This is a genomic window from Mycobacterium cookii, assembly GCF_010727945.1.
Classification (GTDB): domain Bacteria; phylum Actinomycetota; class Actinomycetes; order Mycobacteriales; family Mycobacteriaceae; genus Mycobacterium; species Mycobacterium cookii.
On sequence record NZ_AP022569.1, the window covers coordinates 366054 to 380991 of the forward strand.

14 protein-coding genes are annotated in these 14938 nt (G+C 64.4%); 9 read left to right on the forward strand and 5 right to left on the reverse strand.

Going from position 1 to position 14938, the window contains the following annotated elements; all coding sequences use genetic code 11:
• Positions 1–15: 15 nt before the first annotated feature.
• Entirely contained in the window at positions 16–1605 is a 1590-nt protein-coding gene (locus G6N27_RS01830) for a purple acid phosphatase family protein (protein ID WP_163774785.1), read from the reverse strand.
• A gap of 921 nt (positions 1606–2526) precedes the next feature.
• Here G6N27_RS01830 and G6N27_RS01835 point away from each other — a divergent pair.
• The 4 genes from G6N27_RS01835 to G6N27_RS01850 all read left to right on the forward strand — a co-directional run bounded on the left by G6N27_RS01835 (position 2527) and on the right by G6N27_RS01850 (position 4790).
• Positions 2527–2826, forward strand: coding sequence for a PE family protein (locus G6N27_RS01835; RefSeq protein WP_163774787.1), 300 nt, complete (start codon positions 2527–2529; stop codon positions 2824–2826).
• Between the two features lie 15 nt (positions 2827–2841).
• Positions 2842–4104, forward strand: coding sequence for a PPE family protein (locus tag G6N27_RS01840; RefSeq protein ID WP_163774789.1), 1263 nt, complete (start codon positions 2842–2844; stop codon positions 4102–4104).
• 68 nt (positions 4105–4172) lie between these two features.
• Complete coding sequence (locus G6N27_RS01845; protein ID WP_163774793.1) at positions 4173–4469, forward strand: WXG100 family type VII secretion target; 297 nt, start codon at positions 4173–4175, stop codon at positions 4467–4469.
• Positions 4470–4505: 36 nt separating this feature from the next.
• Positions 4506–4790 carry a WXG100 family type VII secretion target gene (locus tag G6N27_RS01850; RefSeq protein ID WP_163774795.1) on the forward strand — a complete coding sequence of 95 codons (285 nt, stop codon included), beginning with the start codon at positions 4506–4508 and terminating at the stop codon, positions 4788–4790.
• 167 nt (positions 4791–4957) lie between these two features.
• Here G6N27_RS01850 and G6N27_RS01855 read toward each other — a convergent pair whose 3' ends face one another.
• Positions 4958–5983, reverse strand: coding sequence for a hypothetical protein (locus tag G6N27_RS01855; protein WP_163774797.1), 1026 nt, complete (start codon positions 5981–5983; stop codon positions 4958–4960).
• 128 nt (positions 5984–6111) lie between these two features.
• Between G6N27_RS01855 and G6N27_RS01860 the strand changes: the two genes are divergently transcribed.
• Positions 6112–7122, forward strand: coding sequence for an Rv2578c family radical SAM protein (locus tag G6N27_RS01860; RefSeq protein WP_163781191.1), 1011 nt, complete (start codon positions 6112–6114; stop codon positions 7120–7122).
• Position 7123: 1 nt separating this feature from the next.
• On the opposite strand, the gene ypfJ is transcribed toward G6N27_RS01860, so the two are convergent.
• Positions 7124–8002 (reverse strand): KPN_02809 family neutral zinc metallopeptidase, encoded by an 879-nt coding sequence (ypfJ, locus tag G6N27_RS01865; RefSeq protein ID WP_163774800.1) that lies wholly within the window; start codon positions 8000–8002, stop codon positions 7124–7126.
• A 44-nt stretch (positions 8003–8046) separates the two neighbouring features.
• Here ypfJ and G6N27_RS01870 point away from each other — a divergent pair, with 44 nt between their 5' ends.
• The 4 genes from G6N27_RS01870 (at position 8047) to G6N27_RS01885 (ending at position 13455) form a co-directional block, all read left to right on the forward strand.
• Entirely contained in the window at positions 8047–9579 is a 1533-nt protein-coding gene (locus tag G6N27_RS01870) for a carboxylesterase/lipase family protein (RefSeq protein ID WP_372513027.1), read from the forward strand.
• A gap of 202 nt (positions 9580–9781) precedes the next feature.
• On the forward strand, positions 9782–10765 hold the full coding sequence (locus G6N27_RS01875) for a 3-oxoacyl-ACP synthase III family protein (protein WP_232065211.1): 984 nt from the start codon (positions 9782–9784) through the stop codon (positions 10763–10765).
• A gap of 27 nt (positions 10766–10792) precedes the next feature.
• A complete protein-coding gene (locus G6N27_RS01880; RefSeq protein ID WP_163774806.1) occupies positions 10793–11923 on the forward strand; it encodes a sulfotransferase family protein in 1131 nt (376 codons plus the stop codon).
• 128 nt (positions 11924–12051) lie between these two features.
• Positions 12052–13455 carry a hypothetical protein gene (locus G6N27_RS01885; protein ID WP_163774809.1) on the forward strand — a complete coding sequence of 468 codons (1404 nt, stop codon included), beginning with the start codon at positions 12052–12054 and terminating at the stop codon, positions 13453–13455.
• 7 nt (positions 13456–13462) lie between these two features.
• Here G6N27_RS01885 and G6N27_RS01890 read toward each other — a convergent pair whose 3' ends face one another.
• Together G6N27_RS01890 and G6N27_RS01895 are read right to left on the reverse strand one after the other, a co-directional pair.
• A complete protein-coding gene (locus G6N27_RS01890) occupies positions 13463–13966 on the reverse strand; it encodes an SRPBCC family protein (RefSeq protein WP_163781194.1) in 504 nt (167 codons plus the stop codon).
• A 54-nt stretch (positions 13967–14020) separates the two neighbouring features.
• On the reverse strand, positions 14021–14902 hold the full coding sequence (locus G6N27_RS01895) for an oxidoreductase (RefSeq protein ID WP_163774811.1): 882 nt from the start codon (positions 14900–14902) through the stop codon (positions 14021–14023).
• Positions 14903–14938 lie beyond the last annotated feature (36 nt).

Genomic DNA, 14938 nt, shown 5'->3' on the forward strand with positions numbered 1-14938 from the left:
CGATGGATCGCCGGCTCAGCCGCGGCGAGGCCGAGTGAGCGTGAACTGCTCCACCACGCTGATCGCTCCGTACGGACCGGTGACCGCGTAATGGGTCGCCTTGATCGATGTGTGCCCGCCCGGCGTGCCCGGATCGACGTCGAAAGCGACGAAGCCATAAGGGTTTTGGCTATCGCGGAAAGCCGACCACGGCGCGTCCTCCACCACGTAGATGGGAACTCGGCGGCCGATCGCATCCTGAGACGTGCCGATGCCGGTCACCACGCGACACCGTGGCTGCGGAAAGAACATCGTGTTCGACGGCGCCGAGGTTCCGCCGCCGCCGATGACGACGTGCACCGTCCCCTTCGTGGTGTCGATGACGTCGCCGTGATCGGCGACCGGGATGGGCGTCCTGGTTTCGCTGTCCTGTGCGCCGCGGATCGGATGTGAGCGCTCGTAGTGGTGTTCGTGGCCGCACACCACCAGGTCGACCTGGTAGCGGTCGAACAGCGGCAGCCATTCCTGCCGGATGCCCAGGTCGGCGCCGTTGGTCCGGTCAGCGGTGGATACTGCGGTCTGGTGCATGCACACGACCACCCAGTCGACCCGATTGTCTGCGCGGGCGTCGGCGAGTTCCCTTTCCAGCCAACGCTTCTGGGCGCCACCGGAGTAGCCGTGCACGTAGGTGTTGCCGCCGTCCTGGTAGCAGATGTCGTCGTTGGCAAGGCTGACGATGCGCACCGAACCGGCCGTGAACGAGTACCACAGGCCGCGCAGTTCGCCGTCGGCGCCGGAGTCGGGCAGCGCGAAATACGTCTGGTAGGCGGCGTAACCCACCGGGCCATTGCCGGATTCGTTCTCGTGGTTTCCTGCGGCGGGCATCCACGGTCGATAGCGTGCGGAACGCGTGTTGTTGTCGAACCAGTCCGACCAGGTGCGGATCCGGTCGTGAGCGAGGTTGGCGTAGCACAAGTCGCCGTTGACCAGGTTGAACAATGGACCGATGCGTTCGATCGCGGTGGTGATATCACCGGCCGCCGGTGATCCCAGGTTGTCGCTGCGGTACCCGTCCTTGCCGAGCCGGCCCAGGGTCGGCGTTGCCTGATCGCCAAAGCTTGTGAAGCACAACGGCTTCCGCCCTGACGGTGCGGTGCGGACCGTCCCCAGTTCGGGATCGGCGCCGTCGTGCATCGCTGCGTACACGTAGTCGGTGTCGGGCATCAGATTGTCGAGCCGCGCGTGGTGGACGCGGACGTCGGTGTTCGATTTCGCGTCGCGGTAGGTGCGCGTCTCGGCCGCGACGGTGCGGCCCAGGCCGGAGGTCGGCGTGCCCAGCATGACTCGTGGGTTGCCGACCGCCTCGGTGGTGTGCCACGAGACGACGACCTCGCTGGACGCATCCTTACCGAATTGCAGATGCAGTCCGCCGACCGGTTGGGCCCCGCTCTGAGTTGGTCGGGTCCACAGGCTGGGGCCATGGCCGGGTGATCCGAGCAACGCGATGCCCGTGGCGCCCAGGCCGGCGCCGACGATCGTGGTCGCAGCGCTGGTCGCGAGCAGCTTGCGGCGACTTATGCCGGACGGCGGCGCTACCTCACCTGCCGATTGCGACTCCTCGACCACTTCTCATTTGTACCGTTCGGCGGTTGGCGCGCCTCTGAACGCCAACCGGCGGTAGACCTAGGGTGCAGCCGAACGTGGCAAGTTGGACTTCCCGTCGGCGCAGCGTCCCTGGGGAGAACAACGGTTCGCTACTGACGTACTTCGCATCCGATTCACCCTTCCGTCACCCCTCGGACGATTCCAAGGTTTCGGTGCACCAAATTTTTCAGCATTTTCTCAGCATTGGCGGGCTGCTGAATTCCGATCATGATCTAGCGCAGTCCGGTGACCGACGAACCCATAAAAACCGCACAAAGAGTGGAGATGTTTTCTACCATCGACGACTCACAATGGCGGCGAACTTCTCGACGGCCTTTCGGCGGGCGCGGGTTATCGCCCAACTCGTCGCCGCCCGAGCGGCGCGGTGGGTTCCGCCGACGGAGGGCGCGCCGGTCGGCGGCCTGGGCCCGTCAGACCCGCTCATCGCGCACGCAGCGGAGCTTCGAGGCGAGCGAATCGTTAAGTAATCAATACAATTACCGTGCTCAGCGAACTCGCGGCAGCGTGGTGATGGGTGGTCGCGGAGCGTGTCGGGCTTCGCTGGGCGACACGGTCGACGGCGGTGCCTGCCGACCGCGCCCGCCGCTCGACGCCCATACCCGGTTTTGGGCCGCGGAGGCTATTGACTCGTATCCAATAAGGGTACCGACTACGAGGTGCTTTCGGGCCCTCACGGCTTCCTGGGAAGTCGCTGTATACGGCTGTTCAAGAATTGTCCGAAGTGGATTGTCTCTTTGCCATTTCTCAGCACAGCGAGTCCGTTTGTGATTTAAGATTGCGCAACCGTCAGACCTCGACAGCGGCTCTTCGTGACAAGTTAATCTCATTAACTTATCCAGCTGGTCGCACCGGGGTCCGATGTCGCGTTAGGAGGATCCGAGGGTGTCGTTCGTAACTGCTCAGCCGGAAGCGTTGTCCGGCGCAGCGGGCAGCTTGGCGGGCATCGGCGACGCACTGGTGGCGCGAAACGCGGCCGCTGCGGCACCGACAACCGGCTTGGCGCCCGCGGCGTCAGATATTGTGTCCGCGATGGCGGCGGCCCAGTTCGCCGGTCACGGCGTGACATATCAGCAGATCGCCGCCCATGCGGCAGCAATACACCAACAACTAGTAGCTGCGCTGCGGTCCGGGTCCGGGGCGTATGCGCTGACAGAGGCGGAGAATGCAGCTGCTGCTGGCTAAGGGGGGCCTGGGCCGATGAGTTTCATGATATTCCCGCCGGAGCTGAACTCCGCGTTGATGTACAGCGGGGCGGGTTCGGGGCCGCTGATGGCGGCCGCCTCGGCGTGGGACATGTTGGCCGCTGATCTGGAGGCCGCCGCTGGTTCTTTTCAGGCGATCGTCTCGGAGCTGACCGGATCATCCTGGTTGGGGCCGTCCTCAATGCGAATGGTCTCGGCGACCACGCCGTATGTGGACTGGCTGGCCGGCACCGCGGGCCAAGCCGCCCAAACCGGAATCCAGGCCAGGATGGCTGCCGCCGCCTACGAGAGCGCTTTTGCGGGAACCGTCCCGCCGGCGGTGATCGCGGCCAACCGGGCGTTGTTGGCCGCGCTGGTCGCCACCAACTTCCTCGGCCAGAACACCCCGGCGATCGCCGCCACTGAAGCGCACTACATGGAGATGTGGTTCCAGGACGGGCTGTCGATGGACACCTACGCCGCCGCCTCCGAGCAGGCCGTCGTGTTGCCTCAGCAGACCCCGGCACCGGCGACCAGCGACGGCGGTCTGTCCTCCGATCTAGCCGCGGCGGCTCAGTCCATCGAGAACTCGATCACCACCGCTCTGAACAATCTGAGCACCACACTGCAAGGATTGCTGAGTGGAAACTCCACTGCGGGTACGACTTCCACCAACGGGCTGTCGTCTGCGCTGTCGTCCGCAGTGACCAATCTGACGGGTGCCAGTTCGACTGCTCACTCCGCCGCCGCCACGTCGGGCGCTAGCACGGCGGCGACTGCGCCGGCTGTGGGCTCGGCGACGAGCTCCCTGCTTCCAATCCAGGGCGCGTATTACGCGACCATGTTCGCCAGCATGCCGGTCAAGATGCTGATGAGCATGGCGAATTCGATGAACGCGAGCCAGGCGTTGCAGGCGGGCCAACAGGCGATGCTCGCCGACGTGTCGTCGCTGGTCGATGCCAAGTTGAAGGCCCTGATGGGCGGCATCTCCGGCCAGATGCGCGGCTTTGGATCGTCGCTCACTGCTCAGCTGGCGTCTGCGCAGCGGCTCGGTGGGTTGTCGATACCGAACGGCTGGGCATCGAATGCGCCGGAGATGGTGCGCGCGGCTCCAGTGCTGCCGGCCAACAGCGTCGCGCCGTTGAACCCATCGGCGGCGCTGCCCAACAGCCCCTACACCCAGGCCCTCATGGGCGCGATGAACGGGCGCGGCATGGGCACCCAGGCCGCCAAGACGGCGTCCGTGAAGGTAGAGACTCGTACGCCGGCCGGCGGATGAGAAGCGGGGGATGCCTTTGTTACACAACACATTCGAACTCGAACTGACATCGAACTAAGGAGAGAGATATGCCTACTCGTTTTATGACTGACCCGCACGAGATGCGGTCGATGGCGGGCCGTTTCGACGTGCACGCCCAAACGGTGGAGGACGAGGCCCGCAAGATGTGGGCATCGAGCCAGAACATCGCCGGGGCCGGCTGGAGCGGTACCGCTCAGGCCACCTCCTACGACACCATGGGCCAGATGAACACCGCGTTCCGCAACATCGTCAACATGCTGCACGGGGTGCGCGACGGGCTGATCCGCGACGCCAACAACTACGAGAGCCAAGAGCAGGCCTCTCAGCAGATCCTGTCCAGCTAGCCCACCACCGACCAGACTTTGTAAAAGGAGAACGTTATGTCGATCAATTACCAGTTCGGCGATGTCGACGCCCACGGCGCGCTGATCCGCGCCCAGGCCGCCTCCCTGGAGGCCGAGCACCAAGCCATCGTGCGCGATGTGCTGGCTGCCGGTGATTTCTGGGGTGGCTCGGGTTCGGTGGCCTGCCAGGAGTTCATCACCCAGTTGGGTCGCAACTTCCAGGTCATCTACGAACAAGCCAACTCCCACGGCCAGAAGGTGCAGACCGCCGGCAACAACATGAGCAGCACCGACTCCGCGGTCGGCTCCAGCTGGGCCTGAGCGCTTCCATCGGGCAGGGGGTAAAGACACACCGGGCATCAATGCCCGGTGTGTTTTTCATGTGCGGGCGACAATCTGCTCAATCCCAATGCCTTAGCGGATACCACCTGGCTGCTGCCTTAACGCCAGTCGATCGAGCGTGAGCGATCAGGCGCCGCTACCAGTGCCTACTCGGCTACCGCTGCGCACGCACCGAGGATGGTCGTGGAGGCGTAGTTGGCCGCGTTGGCCAGATGGTTGTCGTTCGGGGTGTAGGTAGGAAGGGCGGTGACGAAAGCCCGCCGGTATTGCGCCGAAAGATTGGCAAAATCCTGCCAGATGGCGTTATCACTCTGTCGCCCAAGCTGTTCGAGCTTGGTCGCAAAGGAGTTCATGATCGGCCCGACCTGATAGTTGACGGCTTTCTGCTCGCGGTTCCAGTAGATCGACGGGATGTTGGGGTCGATCTGCTGCCACGCGGCGGTCTGCTTGCCGAACTGGTCCAGCGCTGAATTCCATTGGGAGCAAACGCTATTACTACTGGTGAGGAAGGGCTGCGGGCTCGCAAGGTTGCCTACCGGCGCGATGTCGGACGGCGGGGCGGACGGCGGTACCAGCGGCCCCCTGGCCGCGGCAGGCCCGTCGGTGATGGCAGCGCAGATCGACCCCAGCGCTGACGAGGCGCTGTTCGCGGCGCCAGCCAAATTGTTGTCGGCCGGCGTGTATTTCGGGATGCGGTCGGAGTAGGCACGCGCGTATGCAATGAACTGCTGATAGAGCTCGCGCATCACCCGGTGAGGCGTCAGCTTGACCAAACCGACCGTCTGCGCCGCGGCGCCGCGCATCGACTGCCCGGCCGCAACGAACTGCGCCTTCTGTTTTTGGGTCCAGGCCGACGCTGGGACCGATCGATCGCGGTCGTTCCACAGCCCCTGGCCGCTATTGGCGAGATCGTTGTTAATCGACGTCCACGCCGCGCAACTGGGATCTTCGGTGATCACGCTGATGGGCCCGGTGTCTTTTGCGCTGGCTACTCCGGCGGCGGCCTCCTGGTTGGCGCTGTCGGAGCCCGCACCTTGCGGCCCTCCCGACCCCCCGCCTCCGAAAAGCAGCACCGCGGCGACGATCGTCGCCAGCACTGCCACCACAGCCACCCCACCCATGGCCCACTTCAGAGTTTTGTTATCGCTGGGGGCGTCGATGTCAGACGTCACGGTGGTTCAGCTTAAATGACAACCCCGACAGCGCAGGCATATTGGCGACGGGAGGATAGGTCGCGGGGTCATTTCTCAGGCCCTTAACAGGCTTGACATTTCTTCGAACAAGAGTTCGAATAGTGGACATGCGGTGGGACGGGCAAAGCGTCAAGCTCGACGACGGCGCACTGCCCGGATTGGCGCGCATTGGCCTCGTTCGGAGCGTGCGCACGCCGCAGTTCGACGGCATCACATTTCACGAGGTGCTGTGCAAGTCCGCGCTGAACAAGATTCCGCGCGCAGCGACACTTCCGTTCCAGTACACCGTCAACGGCTATCGCGGTTGCTCGCACGCCTGCCGATATTGTTTCGCTCGGCCAACCCACGAATACCTGAATATGGACTGTGGCAACGATTTCGACACGCAAGTGGTGGTGAAAACCAATGTCGTGGACGTGCTGCGCCACGAACTGAGCCGACCGGCGTGGCAACGCCAGACGGTGGCGCTGGGCACCAATACCGATCCTTATCAGCGGGCCGAAGGGCGATATGCCTTGATGCCGGGGATTATCGGTGCGCTCGCGGAATCGGGCACACCGCTGTCGATCCTGACCAAAGGCACGCTGTTACACCGCGATCTGCCGTTGATCGCCGACGCTGCCGGCCAGGTCCCGATCAGCCTTGCCGTCTCGCTCGCTGTCGGTGATCCAGTACTACACAAGCAGGTCGAGCCGGGCACACCCAGCCCGCAGGCCCGCCTCGGACTGATCGCCGCGATCCGTGAGGCCGGGCTGAGCTGTCACGTGATGGTGGCGCCGGTGCTGCCGTACCTGACTGATTCCACGGAGCAACTCGATGCACTGCTTCGTCAGATCGCAGCGGCCGGAGCAAATGGCGTCACGGTGTTCGGCCTGCATTTGCGCGGGTCGACGCGAGGCTGGTTCATGTCGTGGCTGACGCGGGTCCACCCCCGGTTGGTGGGCCCGTACCGCGAGTTGTACCGGCGAGGAGCGTATTTGCCGCCGTCATATCGTGACGAGCTCAGGGCAAGGGCGGCTCCGCTCATCGCCGAACACGGCCTCGCCGGCGGGGAGCGGCGATTCGGCGCCGCTGCACCTCAGCGAGTCGCCGAAACGTATCAGCCGACGCTGTTTTGACTCAGTTCAGATTCGGATCGCGGAACGTATCGCACTGGTTGGGATCACCGGTCTGGTAGCCGACGGTAAACCAGTGCTGGCGCTGCTCTGAAGATCCGTGCGTCCACGACTCGGGATTGGTGCGGCCGGTGGCGGCCTTTTGGATGCGGTCATCGCCCACCGACGCCGCAGCCGACAGCGCGTCGGCAATGTCCTTGTCGCTCAGCGGTTCCAGGAAGGGCACCCCGGTGCTTTCCTGCTTGGTCGTCGAGGCGTAATGCGCCCACACCCCGGCGTAGCAGTCGGCCTGTAGCTCGGTGCGTACGCCGTTGCCGCCCGCGCCCTGCGCACCCTGCTGGGCGCGGCCCAGTGATCCCTGCAGGTCCTGAACGTGGTGTCCGAACTCGTGGGCGACCACGTACTCCTGTGCCAATGGTCCGCCGCTGGAACCGAATTGCGTACGCAGCACATCGAAGAAGCCGGTGTCGAAGTAGGCGGTTTGATCCACCGGGCAGTAGAAGGGCCCGACCTCGGTGCTGGCCGGACCGCAGCCGGTGTTGACCTGACCGCTGAACAACCGGACATGCGGGCGGGTGTACCCGCGCATCAGCTGCTTCCATACCGCGTCCACCGAGTTACCGGTGGCGATGACGCGGCACTGGGCGTACTGGTTGGCGTCCGCGCCGGTCTTGCACTTGCTCAGATCGAATCCGGGCGCGACGTCCTGGGTGGTGTTCGTCGGCAGCTGATTCACCACCTTGCCGGGATCGACCCCGAGCAGCAGGGCCACTACAAGAAACAGCAGGCCGCCGAGCCCACCGCCGATGGCGATTCCCCGTCCGCCGCCGCCGGACGCCGACGTCGTGCTGGTGTCGATCTGCATACCCTCGTTGAAGGTCATCGCACTCTCCGTTGCGTGTCTGTCGCGGCTGCCGGCCCGGCGAGATCAGCTTTTCACACTACGATTCAGGCGTGCCCCGGGTTGCCGAAGTTCCCGCTCTCGCGCGGACGGTGGGGGGCGATCTGCGGGGCACGGTCGAAGGCGGCGTAGCGGTGTGGCGTGGCGTGCCATACGCCGAGCAACCGGTCGGCGAGCGGCGTTTCGCGGCGCCGGCGCCGCTGTCGCCGTGGTCGGGTGTGCGCGACGCCGTCGAACACGCGCCGTTGCCGCTGCAGAGTCGCTCGATGGTGGCAGGCGACCGCAGGGACCCGAAAGTCCGCGACGAGGCCTGCCTGACGGTGACGGTGTGGTCGCCGGATGTGTCCGGCTCGCTGCCGGTGATGGTATGGATTCCGGGCGGAGCATTTCTCAACGGCGCGGGCCAACTCCAGCTCTACAACGGCGCGCGGTTGGCTGCCAACGGCAATGTCGTCGTGGTCAACGTCACCTACCGGGTCGGGGTGTTCGGCGGCTTCGAGCTCGGCGACCTCGGCGACGGCTTCGATGACAACCTGTGCCTGCGCGACCAGATCGCCGCGCTGACTTGGGTGCGTGACAACATCGCCGCGTTCGGCGGCGATGCCAACCGGGTGACCGTATTCGGTGAATCCGCAGGCGCTACTTCAGTTTTGGCACTGATGGCCAGCCCGGCCGCAGCGGGGTTGTTCACCCGAGCGATTGCGCAGAGCCCCGCACTGCCGTTAATCGCTGACCGCGCTACGCGTGCCGAGCAGTCCCACGAGTTTCTGCGTCGACTCGGTGTGACCACGGCGGAGGCGCATCTGCTCAAGGGACTGCCGCAGCGTGAATTGCGACGTGCGGCAGGGGAATTGCAACTCGCAAGTGTTGCATCGACGCCGACGCTGGCGCACGGGTTGACCTACGGGGTCGATCTGTTGCCGCGGCATCCGATCGAGGCGGCGCAACTGGGCGCCATGCCCCGAATTCCGTTGATAATCGGTACAAATCGGCACGAGGCCGCGCTCTTCGCCAGAGACAAGCCCCCGATGTTGCCGACGACGCCGGCTACCATCGACCGCTATTTCGCACGGGTGGAACGGGATTCGCGGGACCGGATGCTCCAGGCCTACCCCGGCTATCCGCGACGCCGGGCACGGGAAGCGGTTGGCGCCGACGTGATGTTTGTTGCGCCCATGTGGGCGTTCGCCGACGCCTACAGCGCACACGCGCCGACGTACGTCTATCGGTTCGATCACGCGTCTTGCACTCTGCGTGCGACGCGTCTAGGCGCGGTGCACGGCAGCGAGATTATTCACGTGTTGCATAGCTATGACTCGCATTTGGGCCGACGGCTGCACCCCTTGGGCACATGGCTGACGCCATCGGTGGGTCGCCGTATGCAGCGCACGTGGTCGAAATTCGCTACTGCACATACGTGTAACGAACCATTTTGGTCGAAAGACTGGCCCCGTTACGAAATCCCGCAGCGGTTGACCCGCGTCATCGGGTCCTTCGGCGACGTCCTCAGCGCAGATCCGGACGTCGGACGTCGCTCGGCATGGCACGAAATCTCGTGACTCGAGCTAAGTTTCGGCTGAGAGCAGCCGAAACGAGGCGTTTTGGCCAATACCGGTGGAACAAACACGTCGCAGGGCGTATTTTGGGGCCCTAACGAAGATAAAATCAGAGTGGTTCTAGGGGATGGGAGCCGAAATGTCTCAGAAATCCAGCGGGGAATCTCAGCTTCCGTGTATGTACATGTCCAGGCCTGCGGTCGTGATGCCAGAGACCGCCCTAGACAACGAGATGGTTCTGTCGCGGGTCCGGGAGAACTTCCGTGGTCCAGCATCGGAGTGGGATGCGATCGCACAGGGCATCGAGTACGTACTCGGGCGGTGTAACACCAAGGTCCGCTACGTCGACCCGGACCAGACGCTCTCGCCCGGTGAGTTTGCGTCTCGCGCGGCGACCGCCTGTCTATTCGAGAACGGCGTTGAAGCGTCCGACATCGACCTTCTGGTCTATGGGGGGATCGCCCGCGAGGCCTTCGAACCGGCGACTGCGTCCGAAGTTGCCGGACGGCTGGGGGCGACACCCCTGCACGCGTTCGACGTGACGTGCGCCTGCGCCGGACTTGTCGAGGCGCTGCACGTGGTCGCGGGTTACTTCGCTCTACATCCCGAGATCGAGACGGCGCTGGTTTGCGCCGGCGAACTCTGGCGTGACCGTGTCAGCTATGACCTGCAGTCGCTGGAGGACGTGGCCAACCTGGCTGCCGGCCTGACACTGGGCAACGCCGCCACCGCATTCCTGGTGACTCGCAACGCGCTGCCGGCGGGCAGCGCGCGGCTGATGGGCTTCCAGCACAAGACGCTGGCCGAGTACTACGACCTGTGCACGGCGCCGGTCGACGGCCACTTCGTGTCGCGCTCGAAGGAACTGTTCGCACTTGCGGTGCACGTCCCGGGGGAGATTCAGCGCCTTCTCGGGTCCGCCGGTTGGGCAGCCGAAGACGTCGACCACTACATTTTCCATCAGCCGAGCCAGGCCATCCTGGAGCGCGTATTCGGTGCGATCGGCGCGCGGCCCGAGGCGTGCGTGCACACCCACTCCCTGTACGGGAACACCGCCAGCACCTCGTGGGCGGTCGCCCTCAATCACCGCCTGAAGCACGGAACGGTCAACAACGGTGACAAACTTGTCATCGCAAGTGCAGCATCCGGCTTCACGATCGTGTGTGCCTCGGCAGTCTGGGAGAGCTAAATGGGTCGTTACCTGCGCGTCTATGCGGTGATCGGCAAGACGTTCGGGTCGTGGTTCAAGCCCTTGGGCGTGTTCACGCTCCTGCAGGTGCGGCAGGTCATCTCGGCGACGACGCTGGGGCTCGACCACATCTTCTTCCCGCGGCACCGCAAGCAGGCGATCGACCGCCCGATCTTCATCATCGGCAACCCGCGGAGTGGCACGACATTCCTGCATCGCTTCCTGTTGGGGGCCGGCGACATGGCGGCGTTGGAATTGTGGGAGATGCTGTTTCCCGCGATTACCGCGCGCAAGCTGCTCGGCGGCATCGTGCCGCGGCTGGACAAGCTCAATCCCGCGCAGTATCACCCGTCGGACGTTCATGACACCAGCTTGCGTGGCATCGAAACCGATGACGTGGCGTGGTTCTTCCGCACGATGGACGGCCCGTTCGCGTGGGCGTATTTTCTGGCTTGGCGCGACACCTGGGGGAGCGAGTTCTCTCGGCGTAACTTCGGGATCGATGGTGTGTCGGCTAAGGAAGAGAACCACTTCTTCAAGTATTACGAGGCGATCTGGCGAAGGAACCTGACCGCCAAAGGCGCGAACCGGATCCTGGTGAAGTCGAGCATGCTGGTGTTCCGTCTGGACGCGCTATTGCGGCGCTATCCCGACGCCCGACTGGTTTACATTGTGCGCGATCCGGTCGAGGTGATCCCTTCGGGAATGTCGCTGCTGGCCAGCGTGCTGGAGAACGGTTTCGACATCTGGAACCGCACCAGTAAAAAAGACCAAGACAAATGGCTGGAAAACCTCTACCAGGCGTCCGGCGATATGCTTCGCTACTTTCGTGACGCCGAGGTTGCCGGACGCATCCCGGAGAAGAACGTGTGCGTGGTTCGCTATGAGGACCTGCTCCAGAATCTCGAGCCCACAATGGCCCGAATTCTCGACTTCATCGAAATCAAGCCCAGCGCCGAATTCGAAGACGAGGTGCGCCAACAGGCGGAAAAGCAGCGTGGCTACACAAGTCGTCACCAGCACTCGCCGGACAAATTCGGACTCGACCCCGAGCGCATCCGCGCCGACCTTGCCTTCGTATACGACGCCTACGGCTTGTCGAATGAATCCCCTCACGTATCGGCATCGACCACAGAAATCCCAGAATCGCAGACCTGAAAGCGGGGCCAACCATGGGTAAGCACTCAGTGACGAGTCCTCACACGCCTTTGGCGCCCACACCTGTCGACGTACGACTCCACTTGGCTGCGGGCCAGGCGACGTCCGCGTCGAGTCGACGTTGGACCGTGCGCAATATCGGCGCCGCGGCCGGCGGACTGCTGGGGCTGGCGTTGCTGCCGTTGGCGGTCGCCAACGCCGACAACTACATAATCTTGCCCGACGCTACTTCAGTTGAAACGATCACCGGCCTCTACGGACACGGATTCGACGGCGCCGACACCGCGCCGCCCGCGGTGACCGGGAGCATTCAGGGTGAGCAACTGTTCAGCTACACCGACACCACGACCAACGCCACCGGGACGTTCTACGGATTCGAGAGCGTCTCCAACGATGGGTTGGGTGACATCAACACCGAGGTGTACGTCGCACCGACGCCCGAGACGGGTTACTACAGCGGTGCGGGAGGCACTGACGCACCGCCGGTCGGGTCGGTCTTCGACTCGTACAGCTACGGCAACGGCGCCGGTACCAGCGTGTACTCCGCGATACCCGACGGCCACGGCACAGCCACCGTGACAGACACGCTGGTCAGCTCCACCGGGAACGTCAGCGCCCCGACCACGTTTGACGCGGCCGACGGGCCGGCCGTCTATGCCGCCCCGGTGATCATCGGTAACAGCGGCACCATGCAAGCCATTGGCTCCCAAACGGTTACGTCGATCAGCGGGATACCGCCGCTGACGGCGGCGCTGCAGGGCACCCAGGATTTCAGCTTCTTCAACTCGGCCGGGACACTGGTCGGCACAGTTGGCACGGTCGACACGACGACGTCGGACGGCGCCGGCACCTTCACCGAGGCCGTCCTGGTGACAAACGACCTCTCCGGCACAGTCGGTGCCACCGGGGCCGACATCCCGGCGGCCGGATCGATTTACAACACCATCGATTTCTACGGCTCCGACAACATCTATTCCGACATCGTCACGCCGAGTGGGAACCACTTCACGGACACCCTTCAGACCAGCATGGGCACCTTCATCATCCCCGTCGCTTTCGACGCGGCCAAAGCCGAAACCATCAGCAATTCGCCGGTCTCATTCTCGAACGGGATGACCTTTACCCCGACCGATGCGTTGAATTTCACTGGTATCAACGGACTTCCGCCGGTGGACGTGGGTATTCAGGGCGGCCAGGACTTCAGTTTCACCGACGGCACGCTCGGCTCCGGCACGTTCACCGCTGACGTCACCAACACGTTGGACGATTTCAACGACCAAACCGAGGCGATATTGGTCACTCAATCATCGGACCCGGCCGTCCTACCGGTGGGCTCGGAGTTCGAGATCGTCAACTTCGGCTACGGATTTGAGAGTCTCTACTCCGATATCGCCTCGGCGGGCGGCCAGAACGTGATCACCGAGACACTGGTGACCCCGTTGGGTGACATCAGCCTTCCGCCACCGTTCGACGCCGCGGCGGGTCTCTTCAGCGATATGTTCAGCGTCTTCGCCGGCGGCGGAGCGCTGTAGGCCGACGCTAACCCTGCGGCGTCACCGCGAACCGCTCGTCGGTGTAGCGGCGCAGGTTGGCCAGAAAGCGACGGAAGGCCAGATTCAACACCGGCCGGACCACGAACATCGCAATCTTGGCCGGCCCCAACGGTTTTTGCGCCAGTGTCCAGGTCAGTCGGCAGCCGCCGGGAATGACCTCGACCCGGTAGTCTTCGGCGAAAGCGCCGACGGCCTTCGTTGAGCAGCTGTTGAACCGAAAAGCCATGCGCGTGAACGGTTCCCAGACAAGATACTCCTCATCGCCGACAATGCCGCCGCGCATGTCGACAGTCCTTGTGGTGCCCACACCCCGGGGCTCAGGGCTGGTCCAGGTGACGTTGGTGATCACGCTCGCCCAGCGCGGCCAGGACCCCGCGTCGGCGAGTACTTCGAACACCTGCTCGGGCGTGATGGCGAGATCGACGCTGTTGGTGAAGCGGTACGGCGCGCTCTCGGTGAAGCTCACGTCGACGCGTTCGCAGGGAAACAACGTGGTCATCGGCGATCCTCCTGGGCTCGCAGTCTAGAGAGCTGGCCATCCTCATCAGCCGGGGCCGTCGCCGGCCGCGGCCAGCAGTGGCACGAGGATGTCGCTGATCGGCGTGGCGATTCCATGCGAGCGCGCTTTTCGGATGATCACCCCGTTGCGGATGTCCCACTCCAGCGGGCGGCCGGCCTCGCGATCGGCCAGCATCGACGTGCCCATATCGGTTGGCGCCGAACGGAACATCTGCACGGTGCCGTCGGCGACGTCGTCGCCCAGCTGAGCTCCCTCCGCGCGGGCGACCTCCAGACATTCGCCGGCATACCGCCTTGCGAGTTCGGCGACGTCGTCGCGGCGGAACATGCCGGATCGGCGTCCGGTGAGCACCATCAGGCCGGCGACCGCGTTGACCAACAACTTGCGCCACGCGGCCGTGACGAAGTCGGGATCGCAGTCGGCGGTACCGCCGGCGTGGCGCCACAGGTCGGCGAACGTGGTTGCCGCAGGCCCGGTGGGCAGCGCCAGCCGGGCCTCGCCGCGCAGTCGCACCCAGCCGTCGGGCTGGGTCTCGGCCGAAAACCAGACAATGCCGGGGATGACGGTCGACGACGGGCAGTGTGGCTGCACCATCTCCACCTGCTCGACACCGTTCTGCAGCACCACGACGATGGTGTGTTCGTCGCACAGCCGGGCCAGCCACCGGGCCGCGTCGGCGTTCTGGGTCGTCTTGACCGCCAGCAACACCACCCCAACCGGCTTGGTGATGACGGCGGGATCGGTGGTGACCGGGCCGGGCACCACGATCGGATCGCCCTCGTCGGGACGCAATTCGGTGCGCGGTCTCGGCGTCCGCCCGCAGACCAGCACCCGGTTGCCGGCGGCGGACAGGTACGCCGCGGCCGTCGTACCGACAGCTCCGGGACCGACCACTGCAATATCCATGACGGTCTCCGAAACTACCGCCTCTAGACTGGGCTG